Origin of the sequence: Cedecea davisae (assembly GCF_044095835.1) — a bacterium.
GTDB lineage: Bacteria > Pseudomonadota > Gammaproteobacteria > Enterobacterales > Enterobacteriaceae > Cedecea > Cedecea davisae.
The window spans coordinates 1,025,673-1,044,794 of the sequence record NZ_CP172054.1 but is presented as its reverse complement, the minus strand read 5'-3'; the positions used below and the strand labels follow the sequence as shown (position 1 = coordinate 1,044,794).

21 protein-coding genes and 1 pseudogene are annotated in these 19,122 nt (G+C 53.9%); 7 read left to right on the top strand and 15 right to left on the bottom strand.

The window, feature by feature from the left end:
* Positions 1 to 384: 384 nt before the first annotated feature.
* Genes ACG1VR_RS05505 through ACG1VR_RS05485 form a run of 5 tightly spaced genes read right to left on the bottom strand, consistent with a single transcriptional unit; the run spans position 385 to position 5,068 of the window.
* Positions 385 to 1,716, bottom strand: coding sequence for an NtaA/DmoA family FMN-dependent monooxygenase (locus ACG1VR_RS05505; RefSeq protein ID WP_395490412.1), 1,332 nt, complete (start codon positions 1,714 to 1,716; stop codon positions 385 to 387).
* A 45-nt stretch (positions 1,717 to 1,761) separates the two neighbouring features.
* Positions 1,762 to 2,661 carry an ABC transporter substrate-binding protein gene (locus ACG1VR_RS05500; protein ID WP_395490411.1) on the bottom strand — a complete coding sequence of 300 codons (900 nt, stop codon included), beginning with the start codon at positions 2,659 to 2,661 and terminating at the stop codon, positions 1,762 to 1,764.
* Positions 2,662 to 2,698: 37 nt separating this feature from the next.
* Positions 2,699 to 3,367, bottom strand: a complete 669-nt coding sequence (locus ACG1VR_RS05495) for an ABC transporter permease (RefSeq protein WP_395490410.1) — start codon at positions 3,365 to 3,367, stop codon at positions 2,699 to 2,701.
* Positions 3,367 to 3,996, bottom strand: a complete 630-nt coding sequence (locus ACG1VR_RS05490) for an ABC transporter permease (protein ID WP_016537713.1) — start codon at positions 3,994 to 3,996, stop codon at positions 3,367 to 3,369. The genes ACG1VR_RS05495 and ACG1VR_RS05490 overlap by 1 nt, the downstream gene beginning before the upstream one ends.
* Entirely contained in the window at positions 3,989 to 5,068 is a 1,080-nt protein-coding gene (locus tag ACG1VR_RS05485) for an ABC transporter ATP-binding protein (protein ID WP_039898610.1), read from the bottom strand. The genes ACG1VR_RS05490 and ACG1VR_RS05485 overlap by 8 nt, the downstream gene beginning before the upstream one ends.
* A gap of 256 nt (positions 5,069 to 5,324) precedes the next feature.
* On the opposite strand from ACG1VR_RS05485, the gene ACG1VR_RS05480 reads away from it, so the two are divergent.
* Positions 5,325 to 6,341 (top strand): S66 peptidase family protein, encoded by a 1,017-nt coding sequence (locus ACG1VR_RS05480; RefSeq protein WP_395490409.1) that lies wholly within the window; start codon positions 5,325 to 5,327, stop codon positions 6,339 to 6,341.
* Here ACG1VR_RS05480 and ACG1VR_RS05475 read toward each other — a convergent pair.
* Entirely contained in the window at positions 6,335 to 7,255 is a 921-nt protein-coding gene (locus ACG1VR_RS05475) for a LysR family transcriptional regulator (RefSeq protein ID WP_395490408.1), read from the bottom strand. The genes ACG1VR_RS05480 and ACG1VR_RS05475 overlap by 7 nt on opposite strands.
* 185 nt (positions 7,256 to 7,440) lie before the next feature.
* On the opposite strand from ACG1VR_RS05475, the gene ACG1VR_RS05470 reads away from it, so the two are divergent.
* Positions 7,441 to 8,058 carry a LysE family transporter gene (locus ACG1VR_RS05470; protein ID WP_395490407.1) on the top strand — a complete coding sequence of 206 codons (618 nt, stop codon included), beginning with the start codon at positions 7,441 to 7,443 and terminating at the stop codon, positions 8,056 to 8,058.
* A gap of 51 nt (positions 8,059 to 8,109) precedes the next feature.
* On the opposite strand, the gene ACG1VR_RS05465 is transcribed toward ACG1VR_RS05470, so the two are convergent.
* Complete coding sequence (locus ACG1VR_RS05465) at positions 8,110 to 9,315, bottom strand: M24 family metallopeptidase (protein ID WP_395490406.1); 1,206 nt, start codon at positions 9,313 to 9,315, stop codon at positions 8,110 to 8,112.
* Between the two features lie 95 nt (positions 9,316 to 9,410).
* Positions 9,411 to 10,244 (bottom strand): enoyl-CoA hydratase/isomerase family protein, encoded by an 834-nt coding sequence (locus ACG1VR_RS05460; protein ID WP_395490405.1) that lies wholly within the window; start codon positions 10,242 to 10,244, stop codon positions 9,411 to 9,413.
* A 123-nt stretch (positions 10,245 to 10,367) separates the two neighbouring features.
* On the opposite strand from ACG1VR_RS05460, the gene ACG1VR_RS05455 reads away from it, so the two are divergent.
* The 4 genes and pseudogenes from ACG1VR_RS05455 to ACG1VR_RS05440 all read left to right on the top strand — a co-directional run.
* Entirely contained in the window at positions 10,368 to 10,730 is a 363-nt protein-coding gene (locus ACG1VR_RS05455) for a winged helix-turn-helix transcriptional regulator (RefSeq protein WP_395490404.1), read from the top strand.
* Between the two features lie 234 nt (positions 10,731 to 10,964).
* Complete coding sequence (locus ACG1VR_RS05450) at positions 10,965 to 11,207, top strand: type II toxin-antitoxin system CcdA family antitoxin (protein ID WP_395490403.1); 243 nt, start codon at positions 10,965 to 10,967, stop codon at positions 11,205 to 11,207.
* A gap of 2 nt (positions 11,208 to 11,209) precedes the next feature.
* The gene (locus ACG1VR_RS05445; protein ID WP_395490402.1) at positions 11,210 to 11,521 is read left to right on the top strand and encodes a CcdB family protein; all 312 of its coding nucleotides are present in this window, start codon (positions 11,210 to 11,212) and stop codon (positions 11,519 to 11,521) included.
* Between the two features lie 45 nt (positions 11,522 to 11,566).
* Positions 11,567 to 11,740: pseudogene (locus ACG1VR_RS05440) on the top strand (AraC family ligand binding domain-containing protein); the annotation flags it as partial.
* A 56-nt stretch (positions 11,741 to 11,796) separates the two neighbouring features.
* Here ACG1VR_RS05440 and ACG1VR_RS05435 read toward each other — a convergent pair.
* The 7 genes from ACG1VR_RS05435 to guaB form a co-directional block, all read right to left on the bottom strand.
* Entirely contained in the window at positions 11,797 to 12,093 is a 297-nt protein-coding gene (locus ACG1VR_RS05435; RefSeq protein WP_395490401.1) for a helix-turn-helix domain-containing protein, read from the bottom strand.
* A 198-nt stretch (positions 12,094 to 12,291) separates the two neighbouring features.
* The gene (locus ACG1VR_RS05430) at positions 12,292 to 12,543 is read right to left on the bottom strand and encodes a helix-turn-helix domain-containing protein (protein ID WP_395490400.1); all 252 of its coding nucleotides are present in this window, start codon (positions 12,541 to 12,543) and stop codon (positions 12,292 to 12,294) included.
* 240 nt (positions 12,544 to 12,783) lie between these two features.
* Positions 12,784 to 13,263 (bottom strand): hypothetical protein, encoded by a 480-nt coding sequence (locus ACG1VR_RS05425; RefSeq protein WP_395490399.1) that lies wholly within the window; start codon positions 13,261 to 13,263, stop codon positions 12,784 to 12,786.
* Entirely contained in the window at positions 13,260 to 13,661 is a 402-nt protein-coding gene (locus ACG1VR_RS05420) for a tlde1 domain-containing protein (RefSeq protein ID WP_395490398.1), read from the bottom strand. The genes ACG1VR_RS05425 and ACG1VR_RS05420 overlap by 4 nt, the downstream gene beginning before the upstream one ends.
* Positions 13,662 to 13,673: 12 nt before the next feature.
* Positions 13,674 to 14,153, bottom strand: a complete 480-nt coding sequence (locus tag ACG1VR_RS05415; RefSeq protein WP_395490397.1) for an Hcp family type VI secretion system effector — start codon at positions 14,151 to 14,153, stop codon at positions 13,674 to 13,676.
* A gap of 299 nt (positions 14,154 to 14,452) precedes the next feature.
* Positions 14,453 to 16,030, bottom strand: a complete 1,578-nt coding sequence (gene guaA / locus ACG1VR_RS05410; RefSeq protein ID WP_172569206.1) for a glutamine-hydrolyzing GMP synthase — start codon at positions 16,028 to 16,030, stop codon at positions 14,453 to 14,455.
* A 67-nt stretch (positions 16,031 to 16,097) separates the two neighbouring features.
* Positions 16,098 to 17,564, bottom strand: a complete 1,467-nt coding sequence (gene guaB, locus ACG1VR_RS05405; RefSeq protein WP_016537729.1) for an IMP dehydrogenase — start codon at positions 17,562 to 17,564, stop codon at positions 16,098 to 16,100.
* A 169-nt stretch (positions 17,565 to 17,733) separates the two neighbouring features.
* On the opposite strand from guaB, the gene xseA reads away from it, so the two are divergent.
* The gene (xseA, locus tag ACG1VR_RS05400; RefSeq protein WP_395490396.1) at positions 17,734 to 19,119 is read left to right on the top strand and encodes an exodeoxyribonuclease VII large subunit; all 1,386 of its coding nucleotides are present in this window, start codon (positions 17,734 to 17,736) and stop codon (positions 19,117 to 19,119) included.
* Positions 19,120 to 19,122: the final 3 nt, after the last annotated feature.

Below are 19,122 nucleotides of genomic sequence, written 5' to 3'. Positions count from 1 at the left end.
CCAGAGAACCGTGCCGCGCTTCAAAACCACAGTCACGCTGAACATCACTGTTGCTTCCGTCTCACAGCCACGCCCTTGTTCCCGGCTCTCATCGCCCCCGGTTATGACCCAACTCAGGCGGGGTTGAGCTGCCGGGAGCAGCGAAAGAGAGCGATCGTCGGGAACGGATCGCGAACGACCCCGAATGTTTGGGTGATAACCGGCGGGTTTACCGCTTCAGCGGCGATGAGCTCGCCGGGCGCCGGGGGTTGTCAGGGGGCATGGCGTAATGCCACCTGACACGTTCACCGGCCCGGTGACTACATATAAATATGGACTTGAGGTGAACGGAACCTCATCCAATCCTTCATAGACAATATTTGTGACTAAGAACCAGAGTCCTTATCACCCATGCCTGAACTGATTCACCACCGGCGGCAATCCCAGCTTCTCACGCAGCGTTCCCGGGCGGTAGGCCTGCTGCATCACGCCGCTTTTCTTCAGGAGTGGCGCAACCTGGTCGATAAAGTTATCAAAATCGACCGGCAGGAACGGGAACATCAGGTTATAGCCGTCAACCGCTCCGGCGTGGAATGCCTCGCTTAGCGTGGCGGCAACTTCTTCCGCCGTGCCGATAACCAGCCAGCTGTCCGAGCTTTGAAGCAGCAATCTTCCCAGTTCCAGCACCGTCAGCTTCGGATCGTAGCCTTTGATTATCTGCAAAGCGGTTCGCAACCCGTCGAAGCCGTTCTCTTCCGGCAGCGGCGGCAGCGGGGAATGCGGATCGTACTCGCTGAGATCCATCCTCAGGTAAGTCCCCAGCAGATCCAACGCCATGCCGTCGTTCATCAGTTGCTGAATAAGCTGCTGCCGCTCTTCTTTTTCTTCCGGGCTATTCACCACCACCGGCAACACGCCGCCGAGGATCTTGAAGTGCTCCGGAGAGCGCCCCAGCTCGCGCAGCCGCCTGTCCATATCCGCGCGGTACGCCAGGCCCTTCTCAATATTGCTCATAAAGACAAAGTGGATATCTGCTTGGGCGGCAGCCAGCTGCTTGCCGGACTCGGAAGACCCCGCCTGCACCACAATCGGGTGACCCTGGGGCGGGCGCGGCACGTTAAGCGGCCCGCGTACCTTAAAGAATTTGCCTTCGTGGTTCAGGGGATGTACACGCTCGGGGTTCGCAAAATAGCCGGTCTGCTTGTCTATCAACACCGCATCATCTTCCCAGGAATCCCACAGCTTGCGCACCACGTCGATAAACTCGGCCGCCCGCTCGTAGCGCCTGCCGTGCTCCGGCAGCGTATCCAGACCATAGTTAGCGGCCTCTTCCGGCAGCCAGGACGTGACGACGTTCCAGCTGGCACGCCCCTCGCTAAGAAAGTCCAGCGAGGCAAAATAGCGCGCCAGGTTATACGGCTCGGTATAGGAAGTTGAGGCGGTAGCCATCAGGCCGATGTTTTCGGTCGTGGCCGCCAGCGCTGCCAGCAGCGTAATCGGCTCCAGGCGCGGATTGGCATAATGCGGGATGCCGCTCGGCACCGTATCCCAGATGGCTACGTGATCGGCAATGAAAATATTGTCGAGCGTTGCGGCCTCGGCTTTACGCGCCAGCTCGGCGTAATACTTCAGGCTGTAAATTTCTTTGCCGGGAGCCTCCGGGTGCCGCCATGAAAAGCGGTAGTCGCCCTGAGGGTTAAAAAAGAACAGGTTAAAAATGGCGGTAGCTTGCGACATGTCGGGATACTCGTAGTGAAATGGCCCTCCCTGGCCGGGGACTCTTTATTTAGCGGCCAGTTTTTCTTTTACCCACTGGTCGGCAACTTTAGCCGGATCTTTATGATCGACATCCACCAGCTTGTTCAGCTGGATTAAATCTTGGGTGGTTAACTTAGCGGAGATGTTATTAAGAATTTCTTCGACCTTCGGCGAAACGGAGCCTTTATGGATCAGCGGCACCAGGTTTTGCGCAGGCTGTTCGTGCTTGTCATCTTCCAGCACAACCCATTTTTCCTTCAGCAGGTCGCCCTGGGTAGAAACCAGCGTGGCGACGTCAATCTTGCCGGAGTTCAGCGCCAGGCGGCTCAGCGGGCCACCGATATCCAGCGACTTGAAGGATTTGAATTTAATGCCGTACACGCGCTCCAGGCCCGGCAGGCCGAGGGCTCGAGTGGCGACTTCTGGCGGGCCGCCAACCACCAGCTCAGGTGCGACTTTCGCCAGGTCGGACAGCGTTTTCAGATTATATTTTTTAGCCGTTTCTTCACGCACGCCCCACGCGGTAATAGACGCGGCCGGAGAAGGATTCAGCAGCACCAGGTCAGCTGGCAGCGCCTGCTTCAGCTCGTCCGAAACTTCCTGCTCGGTGGTCGCCTTGCTGCCGCCGTGATAGTAGTTAAGCAACGCGCCAAGGTATTCCGGCACCACGTCCAGTTCGCCGGTTTTCAGCGCCGGAATAATGATTTCGCGGTTGCCGAGGTTCAGGCGGGTTTTCACATCTATGCCCTGGTGCTTCAGCGCGCTGGCGTAGATATTGGCCAACACCGTTTGCTCAGAGTAGTTCGCCCCGCCGATGGTGACGGTTTCCGCATGAGCGGCGAAGCCTGCGCTTGCCAGCCCCGCGGCCAGTAAAGTAACCCGGAAGCCCCTGCCTGCTGTGGATAACCAGTTTTTTATCATCATAACCCTTCTCTCTTTTATGTTGTGTTGTGCGCAGGTCTTAGCCTGCCGTTGGCACTGCAAAATTGAACCAGCGCTTCGCCGCCTGCGACATCAGCAGTTCACAGCCAATCGCCAGCAGCGAGATAACAAGCGAACCGGCGATAACCTGGGGATAATCACGCTGGCCCAGGCCATCGATAAGAAAGCGCCCTAAGCCATCCAGCCCGGCATAGGCCGCCACCACCGCAGTGGCGATAAGCTGCAATAGCGAGGTACGAATGCCGGCAAAGATCAGCGGCATCGCCAGCGGAATGCGCACTTTCAGCAGGCTTTGCAGCGGCGTCATGCCCATAGCTTTGGCGGCATCGCACAGCGTTTGATCCGCATGGCTAATGCCGACGTAGGTATTGGTCAGCATCGGCGGGATAGCCAGCGCCACCAGGGCGATAAACACCGGCACATCGTTAAAACCGAGCAGCATGATGCACAGCAAAATAATCCCCAGCGAAGGGAACGCCTGCCCGATGTTAAACAGGTTGATCGCCAGGAAGCCGCCGCGCCGCCAGTAGCCGAACAGGATGCCGAGCGGCTGGGCGATGAGCGCCCCAATAACGAGGCTAATCAGCACGTAATAAAGATGCTCCGCGAAGCGATGCCAGATGCCCAGATCGCCGCTCCAGTGGTCGGCCTGCAGGAACCACAGCCAGGTCTCATGGAGAATATTCATCAGCGCGTCCACCCGGTCAGGCTGTACCCAAGGCGGGTTATCAGCAGGTCAAGAAACAGCGACAGCACCAGGCTCAGCGCCAGGCTGACGAGGATCGGCGTCAAAAAGTTTTGGTTAAACCCGAGGATCATCAACTGCCCCAGCCCGCCCTGGCCGATAAGCGCGGTAACGATAACCAGCCCCACCAGCGTGACCGAAGCAATACGCAGCCCGGCAAACAGCGCGGGCAGGATCAGAAACAGTTCAACTTCAATAAAGCGGCCAAAGCGCGTATAGCCGAGCGCCCTTCCGGATTCCAGCACGTCCGCAGGCAGCTTCTGCATACCCGCCAGCACGTTACGCAGCAGGATCAGCAGGGAATAGAGCGTAAGGCCAATTACCGCCGTGGTAATCGACAGCCCGGTCCACGGCAGCAGCAAAATAAAAAGCGCCAGCGAAGGGATGGTAAACAGCACGCCGCTCAGCGAGATCAGCGGCCCGGCAAGCGCGGGCCAGGCAATGGAAAGCAGCAGCATAATCGCGGTCAGCACCGTGCCCATCGCCAGCGACAGCAGCACCATCTGCAAATGTTGCAGCATCAACTCGCCGATCATGTCCAGATTGTCGGTCACCCATTGCCAGTCAATCATTGCGGTGCAGCTCCTGGTGGCGGTTAAGCGCGTCGCTCAGAACGCCGCTATCGATAGCGCCCGCGTAGTGGCCTTCCGCCGTCACGCGCACCAGCACGCCCTGCGGCACGTCCAGCAATGTGCTGTAAACATGGCGCAGCGACTGCCCTTCTTCGGCAATACGCACCGCCGCCTGCTGCCCGTTTTCCTGCCAGTGCAGCGGCCGCTTTTCAGCGTCCAGCACCAAAGCTCGCTGCTGCCCGAGCAGCGGATGCTCGCCGGATAGCGGCACGCCATCGTGAGTGAGAACCGGCACGTCGTGGCGCGGCAGGTCGCCGACCCGCATCATGCCGAGGCGTTTGAGGTTAGGTTCCGGGCCGATGAAGTCGCGCACAAAGTCGCTGGCGGGCCAGGAGAGAATATTGTCCGGGGTATCAAACTGAGCCAGATGCCCGCCCTCGCGGAAGATAGCGATGCGGTCGCCGAGCCGAATGGCTTCGTTGATGTCGTGAGTGACCAGAATAATGGTTTTGTGCAGCCGGGCCTGAAGCTCCAGCAGGTCGCCCTGCAACTTGTCCCGTACCACCGGGTCGATGGCGGCAAAAGGCTCGTCCATCAGCAAAATTGGCGGGTCCGCCGCCAGCGCGCGGGCAATAGAGACGCGGCTTTGCTGCCCGCCGGAAAGCTGGTGCGGGTAACGCTTGAGCACTAAAGGATTGAGCGACATCAGCGCCACCAGCTCGTCAATGCGCCGGGCAATCGCACGTTTGTCCCAGCCCAACAGGCGCGGCACGGTGGCAATATTTTCCGCTACGGTACGATGGGGGAACAGCGCCGGGCTTTGCATCACAAAGCCAATCTTGCGGCGAATCTGAATAATGTCGGCGCTGGAGAGCGGCTGACCCTGGATATAGACCTCGCCGCTGTCCGGAATGTCCAGCCGGTTAATCATCCTCAGGGTGGTGGTTTTCCCGCAGCCGCTGGGGCCAACGAAGGTGCAAAACTCCCCTTCGTTAATCGTCATATTCAGCGAATTGATTGCGTGCTGCACATTGCCCGGATAGATCTTATTGATGTTTTCTAGTTGAATCATGATGCTTCTGAACTTCCTCATACCGCGCAACCGAAGCCTGACGGGCTTATACGTTTCAGCACACTTCGGGGCAGTATTGCAGAGTCAAATGCGTTCACAAATTCAACATGATGCTAAGAATTGCCGGAAAATAACTATCAGCAATCATCGGGTTATTTCTTATAAAAACAACAAATAAGGTAGCTATTTAAAAGCCATTTCTCCCGCTACTATCGGGAATACACGCCAAAGCGATGATCAACAGGGAGAAGCCGCTATGCCACAGATTTATGCTCGCCCATTAACGGCGGGAGACACGATCGCCGTGTTTTCCCCCTCATCGGCGGCTACCGCGTTTGCCCCGCAGCGCTACCAAAGGGCAAAAGCGTTTATTGAGTCACAGGGATTTTTTCTGCAGGAAGGCAGCCTGACGGGCAAAAAGGATTTCTGGCGTTCAGGCTCCATTCGCGAGCGGGCGGATGAGTTTAATGCCCTTTTACACGACCCCAACGTGCGCTGCATTATCTCGGCCATCGGCGGCTTAAACAGCAACTCGCTGCTGCCTTATATCGACTACGCACAGCTGATGAAAGATCCCAAAATTATCATCGGCTATTCGGACGTGACCGCCCTGCTGGCGGGTATCTATCAGAAAATTGGGCTGATTACCTTTTATGGCCCGGCGGTGGTGGCTTCTTTGGGTGAATTCCCTCCGCTGGTCGACAGCACGTTTGACTATTTCCTCAATATCCTCAGCCGACCGCAAGCGTTGCCGTACACCCTGAGCCAGCCCGCAGAATGGACCGAGGAGATGCTCGACTGGGAAACGCAGTCCCGGGCGAAGACCCTGCAGCCAGGCAGCTGGTGCTTCGAGGGTGAAGGCAAGGTAGAAGGCCGCGTGATTGGCGGCAACCTGAATACGCTTTACGGCATCTGGGGCAGCGAATACATGCCCGATATCAACCGGGGCGATATTCTGTTTATTGAAGACAGCCTGCACAGCGCGGCGGAATTGGAGCGAGAGTTTTCCCATCTTTTGCTGTGCGGCGTGTTCGACCGCATCGCCGCCATTGTGCTCGGCAGACACGAGCTGTTTGACGACCAGGACAGCGGAAAAACGCCGCTGCAGATCCTGAGGGAAGTGCTGAACGACCGCGAGATCCCCATAGTCTCTGATTTTGACTGCTGCCACACGCACCCAATGCTGACGCTCCCGCTCGGCGTGCGGATGCGCATCGACTTTGACAGCCGGGAGATATCGCTGACCAGTAAGTGGCTGGAAGCCGCTCAATAATCGAAAGCCAGCATGCCCGAGCGCCAGACGCTGGTCGTGCGGATCAGCGCCTTATCACGCAGGAAGTTAATCAGCGTGGCGATCACTTTGTCATGACGTAGCTCAGGGCGCGTAACGATGAACAGGTGGCGGCGCAGAGGCTGAGGCAAATCCAGAATACGCATATTATCCGGCACCGGCAGCACGGAAAGCCACGGCATAATAGAGAACCCCAGCCCCTGATTTACCAGCCCTACGATGCCGCTATCGCTGGCAAGTTTATGCACAACCTCGTTACGCAGCCCCATTTCGCGGCAACGTTCAACCGCGGGATTCAGAGTATTTGCGCTCGGTTGAATAAACGGCAGCTTTTCCAGTTGATGCCAGTTAAAGGGCTGCTGTAACCGAAAACTGCGCGGCAGCATAAGCACATACGGGTCGCTGATGTACGGCACGCCGTGCAGCGAGCCCGGATAGCCCTGAATGGTAATGCCGATGTCCGCCCGCCCGGACACCACGGCGTCGTTAAGGTGATGGTATTCCGTCGCGCTGTCATCAATGTCCAGATGGATATCGGGCAGGGCCGTGGCGAGCGCCTCAAAATACGGCGGCAGCAGGTTGGCCGTCGCGCTGCGAAAGCAGGCCACGCGCACGCGCCCGGCGAGCTGCGGCGCTTCTGCCGCCGTCTGCTCAATGCCATCCAGCAGGTGCATGATTTTTTTAGCATCTTTGAGGATTTGCGAGCAGGCAGCAGTCGGAATACAGCCGCTGCGCGAACGGTGCAACAGACGAACGTTCAGGTGCTGTTCCAGCTCGGCAATGGCATGGCTGATGCGCGACTGAGTACAGCCCAATGCTGCGGCTGCGGCGCTAAAACCATTGTTTTCAACTACGGCTATCAGCATTTCTAGCTGATTCAGCTTTATTCCTGCCATGTTTTCAGTCAGTTATTGGAAGGGGCATGCTTCGACGAATCGAATTTCTTCATAGATAAGGAAAACATATCACGGTTTTCGGTTGCCGCCTATCGGCCTTCTTTCCCATCATAAAGCCAGCCAGTACGGCGCATAAAAGCAAAAACGCACCACCCGAACCAAGCACTTTTAAGGAAAACCTGAGCATGCCCGGCATCATCCATTACGGCACCTTTGTTGTCTCTTTCATCCTGCTGTTAATCATTCCCGGCCCCGGCAATCTGATCCTGATCACCAGCGCCAGCAAAGGCGGCGCGCGCAGCGGTTATCTCTGCCTGATGGGGATTATACTGGGCGACCAGGTGCTGCTGTGGCTTGCCATTGCGGGCGTGGCGGCGCTGCTTGAGTCCTCGCCTCACGTTTTCCAGGTGATTAAATGGCTGGGTGCCGCCTACCTGCTGTGGATGGGTGCGCAACTGCTGATGAAGGCAAAAACCGGCGCGCCACCGCCGCCGGTGACAGGCAAAAGAACGCCGTTTCTACAGGGCCTGGTCATCACCCTGATGAACCCCAAACCCATTTTGTTTTACGTGATGTTCCTGCCGCTGTTTATCGACCCGGCAAGCAGTTTGGGGATCCCAACGTTCGCGATTCTTGCAGGTACCGCCGCCGCGCTGACCTTTATCTATTGTTCGATAATGATTTTTCTGACCACGTCGCTTGCCGAAAAGGTCCGTACTCGCCCCGGCATGGTCTACCTGCTGGAGAAAGCCACCGGCCTGTTCCTGGCGCTGTTTGCCTTTAAGCTGGCATTTTTTAGCTGATGCTCATGACTAAGCGAAAATAGCGGGGCTGATTAACACCCCGCATTGAGCTTATTCAAAACGCCGCAACTCCCGGGGTAGCTGGCTAAATAGCTCATAGCCGTCGTCGGTTATCAGCAACATATCTTCCAGCATGATAGCCCCAACCCCGATGCCGTAGTAAGGCGTTTCCACGCTAAAGACCATGCCTGGCTCAAAGGTTTCGGTGGCCGCTGCGCTAATAAAAGGTGCCTCCTCCAGGCCTAAGAACAGCCCATCGCCATGCCCTAAATGACCCCGATTATAGTGCGGTAAGCCATTAGCTTTGATTTTGCTCATCGTGTCGTTAAACACATGGCTGAGCTTAACGCCCGGGCCAATCAGGCTGAGCATATGCTCGTGGCCCTGCAAAATCGTTTGGTAGATTCGTTCGGCCATGGCCGTTGGCTGCCCGAACACCACTGTACGCGCCAAATCCGCGCCATAACCGGCCACATCCACGCCGCAGTCAAATTTGATTAAATCCCCCGATTTAACGGGTTCACGGCTCGGAATGAGTTTGGGCGCAAAATCATCGCCCACCGAGATCAAATGAAAGCGCGAAAGGTTCGTCTCCGGGTGCTGCATCACGGCCGCTTTATAGGCGGCGGTGAGATCCCAAGCCGAACAACCCTCGCCAATCGCCTTAAAGGCCTCACTGATGCCATATTTGGTGATCTGCGCGCTTTTACGCAGGAAGGCTATCTCCCACGGGCTTTTGACCATCCGCAGTTCGTTGAAGATTGCCGTTGAATCCACCAGCCGTAAATTCGGGATCGTCTTATCCAGGGTCTGCTTGCCGCCGTTGCTCATCGCATTCAGCTCAATAGCGATGTTTTTATCCAGCACGCCTGCATCCGCTAAAGTGGACTTGAGCAGCGTGAAAACAGCTTCAACCGGCGGGCCAATTGGCCGTTCTTTCACCACCCGCTGCGGGTTAAAAGGCTCATCGACATCCACCCAAACCGGGAAGGTTTTCAGCTCATAGTTCACCAGCTCAAACTGCAAGCCTGCCGCCTCGAACTCGTTCATCACAACCAAAGATGGCAAGTTTTCATCACGGAAAATGACCGCCAGCGCCGCACCGGTATGGCGGAAGGTGTACATAAAGAAACTGGCAAAACCGGTGACATGGCAAAAGTTGTCCGGGGTGGTCACCACCAAAGCCTCTATATTATTCCGGGCCATGATTGCTCTGGCTTTGGCCGTTACCGCCTGGAGATGATCTGCTTTATTCATGGTGCTCTTTACCTCAGTCTTGTTTAACTTTTGCCGTGCCCGGATCGCCAAATGTTTTAACAGATCAACCGGGATTTATATAGCGGGCTTTTTAGTTAGATACTGAGGTCGCGCAGCAGGCTTTCGAGCCTTGTTTCTCCCTCTACGGTTTGTGCTCCGGCCTTCAGCCCGCCACGGATCAACCTCTCCGCCGCAGGCCGGGCGAAGAGTCCAGCCCAGGCATCGTGTTCGCGGTGAAACCCTTCCCGAAGATCGGAGGCCGGGATGGCTTTTTTCGCCGCCTCAATCACGCCTTCAGGCAAGCTGGCAATGTTGTTCGCCAGTTTCTCAACAAAAGAATCCAGTTCATCATCAGGTAAGGCCCGGTTGATCCAGCCATATCGCTCCGCCAGTTTGGCCTCAATAAGATCCGCGCCCAGCACCACTTCAAGCGCTCTTCCTCGCGTCATTCTGTCGGACAAATATTGCGTCGCCCCGCCGCCAGGAACGATACCCATCAACGCTTCACACTGAGCAAGCCCTGCCCGTTTTTCTGCGGCAAATGCCATATCCGCTGCGGCAACAAACTCAGCGCCACCGCCTCGGGCCAGGCCGGCCAGCTTAACGATGGTAACCTGCGGCTGGCTGCGTAAGAGCTCACCAAAGGCCTGGAAAGGATTAAGCCCATCAGGAGCAGCATTTGCCAGTTCATCGAAGGCGTGAGGCTCATCAATCAGCGTCATATCAACATGAGCAATAAAGAATTCTGGAATAGCACTCTCAAAAACCAAAACGTGGACGGCCGGATCGTTCCGCACAGAAAGCAGAACGTGAGTGAGCTCGGACATTAGCGCGACATCAAGAACATTCACAGGAGGATTATCGATCGTCACCGTCAACACGCCATTACGCTGAGAGATCAGGAGCTTGCTGTAATTTGTCTTTATCATCGGGGTTTCCTTTATCATCTGGAAAGAGCGAGGTCGTATTTTAGCCATCCCCCGGATAGTATATTTTGGATACCTGGCGTCAATTACGCACCTTAAACATCCCAGGGATGCTGGAGGATACCTATGATTAAGACTGAAACTGTTTACCGGGCAGACTGCCCAAGCCGTATCGTGCTCGATCAGATAGCCGATAAATGGTCAATGATGGTGCTGGAAGTGCTGCGAGAACCGCAGCGTTTTAACGCCATTAAGCGAAGGCTGGATGGCGTGACGCAGCGAGTCCTGACGCAGACGCTGCGCAAGCTGGAACGCAACGGCATGGTCAAACGTAAAGTGCTGGATGGCCGGGTGCTCGGCGTGGAATATTCTCTGACGCCGCTAGGGCAATCCTTGCAGGAGCCTTTCTCACTCCTGTTTAACTGGACGCTGGAAAATATAGAGACCATCCAGCGCAGCCAGAAGCTGTATGACGCTGGGAGTGAGTAAGTTTAAAACTCGATATCTCAGCAGCGCGTAGTGCTAAAACGGGTATGTCGTGCGCTATAGAGCCCGAGCATTACCTACCCAGGCCCTCCTACAAACATCCTTCGCTGAAGATTCGGCCTTTGTCGATTTCTGGTTTTTTAGTTAAAGAATTTTGGCTATATTTTCGCCAAATGATATCTGTGCTAGTGTATGTGTTAATTACACATAGAAAAGCGCAGATCTTGAGGAGGAGCCATGCCCGCATCAGCAAGTATACGAGTGAAAAAAACAGTCACTGTCACACTAGAGCCAGAGCTGATTCAGGAAGCAAGAGCAGCTGGAATCAACATGTCACAAACGTTGCGTAATGCTCTAAAGGCCGAAATCAAGGCGATTGAAGCCGCTCGCTGGAAGAAAGAAAACGAAGCCGCAATCGACTATCTGAATCAGCTCACGGAAGAAAACGGGCTGTTATCCGACACCTACAGGACGTTCTAATCATGCAATTCACCGTCTATAAAAATACCGGAAAGCCCACGGCTTACCCCTATTTATTGAATGTTCAGAGCAACATCATTGGGCGCAGAAACACCCGAGTCGTCATTCCTTTATTCCCTGCTGAAAACTATAAAGGGCCGCGCACGGACAAACTTACCCCATCCATTAATCTGGCCGGTGAAAATTTTATTGTTATGACTCACGAACTCGCGAGTATCCCGGAACGGGTCCTGGGCTCTGAACATTGCAGCGCAGCTGAACATGAAAATACAATAAAAGCAGCCCTTAACTTCCTTTTCTATGGCATCGAATAGCTCCCCCTTCGGAAACAGAATCCGCTTTAAAGCGAGACCAGACTGATGACAACGCGCGGCAAAACGAGCAGAGACTGGGTTGATATCAACCGCGATAAAGAGAGCGGTATAGAAAGCATTAACGCCCATTTCTCCGGCCACGCTTATGACGCGCACGATCACGACGAAGTACTTGTCGGCGTGACGCAGCAAGGGTCTGTTCGATATAGAACTCCCCGACTTTATGCCTTCTTCCTGCACGGTCAACGCTTCTACGTGCGTCAATGCTTTAGCTATTATTTCATCCCCCGCTTACGCCTGGCATTCTTGAGTTCTTCAATAGAATGCGGATGCTCTGGTTTGAAAAGTCTTGTCACGGATGGCAACTCATCCAGCGCGGTAGCCAGCAGGATCATCGCTTCCAGAGTAATCACCCCGGTAGTTTCGAATCGCTTGATAGTAGACTCTGAGACTCCCGCTTTTTCAGCAAGCGTCTTTCGGGAAAGATTTTTTGTAAGACGAAGCGTTTTTGCGTTACTCCCCACCTGCTGAGTCACTTCTGCCGGGGTATAAAGCAGATGCATAAAAGACATTTTTTGCCTTTACAATAAAATGGTCACATGTGAGCCATAATGGCATTTAAATGCATAAAAAAGGCCATAAATGACCATTTTGAACAAAAAACCCAAAGATCACTTATTGATTTTAATAATGAATAAGAGCAATAACATAGCTATTGCCCTTAGGTTGCAGGAACAAACTTCGAATAGCAGAGTTCAATCATAGTCAGGCTAAATATTCCCCTGCCCACCCTCTTCCACCGCTCCCATATTCAGGGTTGGGTAACGCGAAGGCCAGATCTCTTCCGGCGGCTTGTCCAACACTTCGGTAATAAGCCTCTCCCCCTTCGGCCAGCGTCGGGTTAACGCATTTGCCAGCGTAGATGACGCCAGCCCTGCCCGCCTTGAAATTGCCGCCAGCGACGTTCCTTTCTTCTTCACTCCGGCAATGATATCTGCTGGGTGCCAGTCCTGAGCCTTCATACTTTTCCCTCCGTATTTAATGTTTCAACACGGATAAGCATCGCCTTTGTTTGCGGCATACTCCACGGACTATGAGTCACATAAGTAAGTTTTTTACGCTACAGATCACGTTAAAAGGAAATAACCACGAAGAAGGATATGAGAGAGTTTCCATGTATTAGATATGGTTTTAACAGATCACAAGATACATATGCCAGGTATTATTAAATAAGCAAAATGACAGTCCGCAAAAAAGTTAACTCATTTGTTCATCGCACTCGTTAATGTAGAGAGACATTTTTCTTTCCAATGACTTTCAGATGTTAATTTTTTAAGCGCAGCACTAGCCTTCAAATAATAGGAATCAATTTCGTCCTGCGTGGGCTCGATGAATGGAATACCACATATATAGTCAACGTTACTACTATTAACAAACTTCAATATCTCAGATGGATTAACAGAAAGTGCATAAGCCATTGCTATATTCAACCCTTCCTGAAAGGAAGTTATACCAAGAAATGGCTCTTTATTTAATTTAGGGTATAACTCTACCCAGCGCGCCTCACCATTAGAGAGGTATGTAGATACATCATCATAATCAGGCTCTGAAAGCTTTTTGATATCACCGGATTTTATTGCGAAAACGACTTTATTAAATAATACTTGCTCTGTGGGATTCACATTATTTGAAGTGCACGATGACACAATAAATAACAAAGCCGTTGGAATATGTTTTTTCATCTCACTATCAGCTCCTTATCCAGACTATCTGCAATTTTTCTTCTGACTTCAAAGGAGGCCACAATACATCCATTAGAAGCTGTACCATAGCCATTATCTCCGTGAATAAGGAATCCTGCACGCCCACACATATTATTTCCAGCATAAGGCGTTAATCGAATAACAAATCGTCCGGCAGTCGGATGTTTCGCGATAGGATTTCCAATCCTATACTTACCTCTGGGTAAAGGCCCTTTATTTTGTTCGCACTCTAATGCCGGGTCGTCTTTATAGCCATCAGCACCGGCATATAGAGCATTAAACTTATACTCTCCATTTTGCGAGAATGATTTTTTTCTTACATCATAAACCCAGGTCACATTACCTCCTTTTAATATACCGATAAAAGCCTGTGTCATAAACCCATTAAATTAGGCTCGCTCCTTCCATGAATCGGAATGCTGAATATTTCCATCACAATACTTCCATGTGATTTTTTCATACCTGAGCGTTACTGACTCAAGATGATTCATGTTTTCAATTGATTTAATATTATGCATGAGAGGATTAACAGAAACTACTTTAACGGCTTCAAGCAACATATTGAAGTATTCTTCTTCCTGACCAGCATAGTTAATCCTGTACCATTTTATTTCGGCTGACTTGAGGGTTTGCCCAGAAGAAACTGCCTTATAAAGATACGGGCTGGAAGAGTCAAACTCTTTTTCAAATTCCAATGCGCTGTGAACGCGAGTTCCTGTGAGCTTTCCCGTATGGGAATCAGTAGGTATGCTTAGGCCATGCATGAAACTAAGTATTTCAATACTTCCCTCTCTGTCCTGAACATCAACAGAGCCTTTAATATCCGCGCCGCCATCGTCCTTTAACCAAAGATAAGCTGGAATTGCCATGTTATTAAACCTCGATATAGAATCAGATAATTAAACTTACAGAAGAAACCGCGCAACCAATTGATTTACATCAAGCGAAATAAACCACCAGAATAAATGAGCGATAACTTCAAATTATTGATACGACATTGGGCTGGGTAAAGCTAAATGGCGGAAATGGAGGAGGACGTATAATAATCCGTTGCCCCTCCTTTAAAATAAAGAAAAGAGCAAAATATATTAATTTGAGTCTTGTCTAAATTTAGAGGCCCACTTTACTTAAGCGGGCCTCTAAGCACTTTACACAACTAAGAGAGTAATTATTCCCACTCAATCGTAGCAGGCGGTTTACCAGAAATATCGTAAACCACGCGGGAGATGCCGTTCACTTCGTTGATGATGCGGTTGGACACGCGGCCGAGGAAGTCGTACGGCAGGTGCGCCCAGTGCGCGGTCATAAAGTCGATGGTTTCTACCGCACGCAGGGAAACAACCCAGTCGTACTTGCGGCCATCGCCCATTACGCCCACGGAACGGACCGGCAGGAACACGGTGAACGCCTGGCTCACTTTGTTGTACAGGTCGGCTTTGTGCAGCTCTTCGATGAAGATAGCATCGGCGCGGCGCAGCAGGTCGCAGTACTCTTTCTTCACTTCGCCCAACACGCGGACGCCAAGGCCCGGGCCCGGGAACGGGTGGCGGTAAAGCATGTCGTACGGCAGGCCCAGCTCGAGGCCGATTTTACGCACTTCGTCTTTGAACAGCTCACGCAGCGGCTCGACCAGGCCCATCTTCATCTCTTTCGGCAGGCCACCCACGTTGTGGTGAGATTTGATGACGTGCGCTTTACCGGTCGCGGAGGCCGCAGACTCGATAACGTCAGGGTAGATGGTGCCCTGCGCCAGCCATTTAACGTCTTCCAGCTTCAGCGCTTCTTCGTCGAACACTTCAACGAACACGCGGCCGATGATTTTACGCTTGGCTTCCGGGTCGTTCTCGCCCGCCAGCGCGGTCAGGAAGCGCTCTTCGCCTTCAACGTGAACGATGTTCAGGCCGAAGTGGTCGCCGAACATGTCCATTACCTGAGCGGCTTCGTTCAGGCGCAGCAGGCCGTTGTCCACGAATACGCAGGTCAGGTTTTTGCCGATGGCGCGGTGCAGCAGCATCGCCGTCACGGAGGAGTCAACGCCGCCGGACAGGCCGAGGATAACTTTGTCGTTACCGACCTGCTCACGGATGCGGACGATCGCATCTTCGATGATTTTTGCCGGGGTCCACAGCGCTTCGCAGCCGCAGATCTCCAGAACAAAACGCTCCAGCAGACGCTGGCCCTGACGGGTATGGGTCACTTCCGGGTGGAACTGCACGCCATAGAAGCGTTTTTCTTCGTTGGCCATAATGGCAAACGGGCAGGTCTCGGTGCTGGCAACGGTCACGAAGTCGGACGGGATAGCGGTAACTTTATCACCGTGGCTCATCCACACGTCCAGCAGCGGCTGGCCAGCAGCGCTCAGGGAGTCTTCGATGCCGCGAACCAGCGCGCTGTCGGTTTTAACCTCAACCTGCGCATAGCCAAATTCACGCTCGGTAGAACTTTCAACGTGGCCGCCAAGCTGCATTGCCATAGTCTGCATGCCGTAGCACACGCCAAACACCGGCACGCCAGCTGTAAACACATACTCAGGCGCACGCGGGCTGTTTTCTTCGGTGGTGCTTTCCGGGCCGCCGGAGAGAATGATGCCGCTTGGGTTGAACTCACGAATTTGAGCTTCGGTAACATCCCATGCCCACAGTTCGCAGTAAACGCCCAGCTCACGGACGCGGCGCGCCACCAGCTGAGTGTACTGAGAACCGAAGTCGAGGATCAGGATGCGATGTTTATGAATGTTTTCCGTCATTGACGTTAATTCCGAGGCAAGTGAAACGAGAATATAAAGAGCCCGGCGCGTGGCCGGGCTAGTGAAATCAGGAGCCCATGCGGTAGTTCGGAGACTCTTTAGTGATGGTCACGTCGTGTACGTGACTTTCCTGAATACCCGCACCGCTGATGCGTACGAATTCCGCTTTGGTACGCAGCGCGTCGATAGTACCACAGCCGGTCAGGCCCATACAGGAACGCAGGCCGCCCATCTGCTGGTGAACGATCTCTTTCAGGCGGCCTTTATAAGCCACGCGGCCTTCGATACCTTCCGGCACCAGTTTGTCTGCTGCGTTGTCGGTTTGGAAGTAACGGTCGGAAGAGCCTTTGGACATCGCGCCCAGAGAACCCATGCCGCGGTAGGATTTGAAAGCACGGCCCTGGTAGAGTTCGATTTCGCCCGGAGACTCTTCGGTACCTGCCAGCATGCCGCCAACCATTACCGCAGCTGCGCCAGCGGCGATAGCTTTGGCGATATCGCCGGAGAAACGGATACCGCCGTCGGCGATAACTGGAATACCGGTGCCTTCCAGCGCTTCAACCGCATCAGCCACGGCAGTAATCTGCGGAACGCCAACGCCGGTTACGATACGAGTAGTACAGATGGAGCCAGGACCGATGCCGACCTTAACAGCGCTACAGCCAGCTTCTGCCAGGGCGCGAGCGCCAGCGGCGGTTGCTACGTTACCGCCGATGATTTGCAGGTCCGGGTATTTAGCACGGGTTTCACGAATACGTTGCAGAACGCCTTCGGAATGGCCGTGAGAGGAGTCAATCAGCAGAATATCAACGCCAGCGGCGACCAGAGCGTCAACACGCTCTTCGTTGCCTGCGCCTGCGCCAACCGCAGCCCCAACACGCAGACGGCCCTGCTCGTCTTTACAGGCGTTAGGTTTACGCTCTGCTTTCTGGAAGTCTTTAACGGTGATCATGCCCAGCAGGTGGAACCCGCCGTCAACAACCAGCGCTTTCTCAACGCGTTTTTCGTGCATTTTAGACAGCACAACGTCGCGGGCTTCGCCTTCTTTAACGGTAACCAGACGCTCTTTCGGAGTCATATACACGCTAACAGGCTGGCTCAGGTCGGTTACGAAGCGCACGTCGCGGCCGGTGATGATGCCGACCAGTTCGTTTTCTTCGGTCACTACCGGGTAACCGGCAAAGCCGTTACGCTCGGTTAACTCTTTCACTTCACGCAGGGTGGTGGTTGGCAGCACGGTTTGCGGGTCGGTTACCACGCCACTTTCGTGTTTCTTAACGCGCTTTACTTCTTCTGCCTGGCGTTCAATCGACATATTTTTGTGGATGAAACCAAGACCGCCTTCCTGCGCCAGGGCGATAGCCAGACGCGCTTCCGTCACGGTATCCATCGCTGCGGACAGCATAGGGATATTCAGACGAATAGTTTTGGTCAGTTGGGTGCCGAGATCGGCCGTGTTCGGCAGAACAGTAGAGTGAGCTGGAACGAGGAGAACGTCGTCAAACGTCAGTGCTTCTTTAGCGATACGTAGCATGGCAATATCTCAACCTGGGGTGAATGAGAACAGATAAAATATTGCCGCGGCATTATACAGAGCGTAAGCGATTGCATCCACACTTTTTTCGCAAAACTCCTTGCTAATGGCGAAACGGAAGGTAGTATCGACCTATTAACCTGCTGATTTAAAATTTGATCCAGCTCACATGCCGACACAAAATTCTCCCTCAATTTATACCGTTTCACGCCTGAATCAGACGGTGCGTCTGCTGCTGGAGCAGGAGATGGGTCAGGTCTGGATCAGCGGTGAAATTTCCAACTTCAGCCAGCCCTCTTCCGGCCACTGGTACTTCACGCTGAAAGACGATACCGCCCAGGTTCGCTGCGCGATGTTCCGCAACAGTAACCGCAGGGTAACGTTCCGCCCGCAGCACGGGCAGCAGGTTTTAGTTCGCGCCAACATCACGCTTTACGAACCGCGCGGCGATTACCAAATCATCGTCGAAAGCATGCAGCCTGCCGGTGAAGGGCTGTTGCAGCAGCAGTACGAGCAGCTCAAGCAGAAGCTGAGCGCCGAGGGGCTGTTCGACCAGGTACACAAGCAGCCGCTGCCCATTCCCGCTCGTCAGGTCGGGGTTATTACCTCTAAAACCGGCGCGGCGCTGCACGACGTGCTGCACGTATTACAGCGCCGCGATCCGTCCCTGCCGGTCATTATCTATCCAACCGCCGTTCAGGGCGCAGACGCCCCGCTGCAAATCGTGCGAGCTATTGAACTTGCTAACCTGCGTAATGAATGCGACGTGCTGATTGTCGGGCGCGGCGGCGGCTCGCTGGAAGATTTGTGGAGCTTCAATGATGAGCGGGTTGCACGGGCAATTTTCGCAAGCAAGATCCCGGTCGTTAGCGCCGTAGGGCATGAAACTGACCTCACAATCGCCGATTTTGTCGCTGATTTACGTGCGCCAACGCCTTCCGCCGCGGCGGAGATTGTTAGCCGTAATCAGGTCGAATTACTGCGCCAAATCCAGTCCCAGCAGCAGCGCATGGAAATGGCGATGGATTATTATCTGGCGCAGCGCACTCAGCGCTTTACGCGCCTGCACCATCGCCTGCAACAGCAGCACCCTCAGCTCCGTCTGGCCCGCCAGCAAACCACACTTGAGCGCCTGCGCCAGCGGCTGAATGTGGCAATAGACGGGAAAGTTCGCCGTGCCAACCAGCAGCAGCAGCGCCTGGCTCAGCGTCTTAATCAGCAGCAACCTCAGCCGCGCATTCATCGCGCCCAGTCTCGCTTACAGCAGCTTGAATACCGCCTGTCGCAGTTAGTAAGCGCTCAGCTCAGCCAGACAAAACAACGCTTTGGCACCGCCCTGGCGCAGCTTGAGGCGGTTAGCCCGCTGGCAACTCTGGCGCGTGGCTATAGCGTCACTACGGCCGAAGACGGCAAAGTGCTGAAGAAAACCAAACAGGTGAAGTCCGGAGACACGCTAACCACGCGCCTGGACGACGGCTGGGTCGAGAGTCAGGTTACGGGCATCAAACCGGTGAAAGCGCCGCGTAAGCGTAAGCCAGCGGCGAAAGACGAGTAAGAA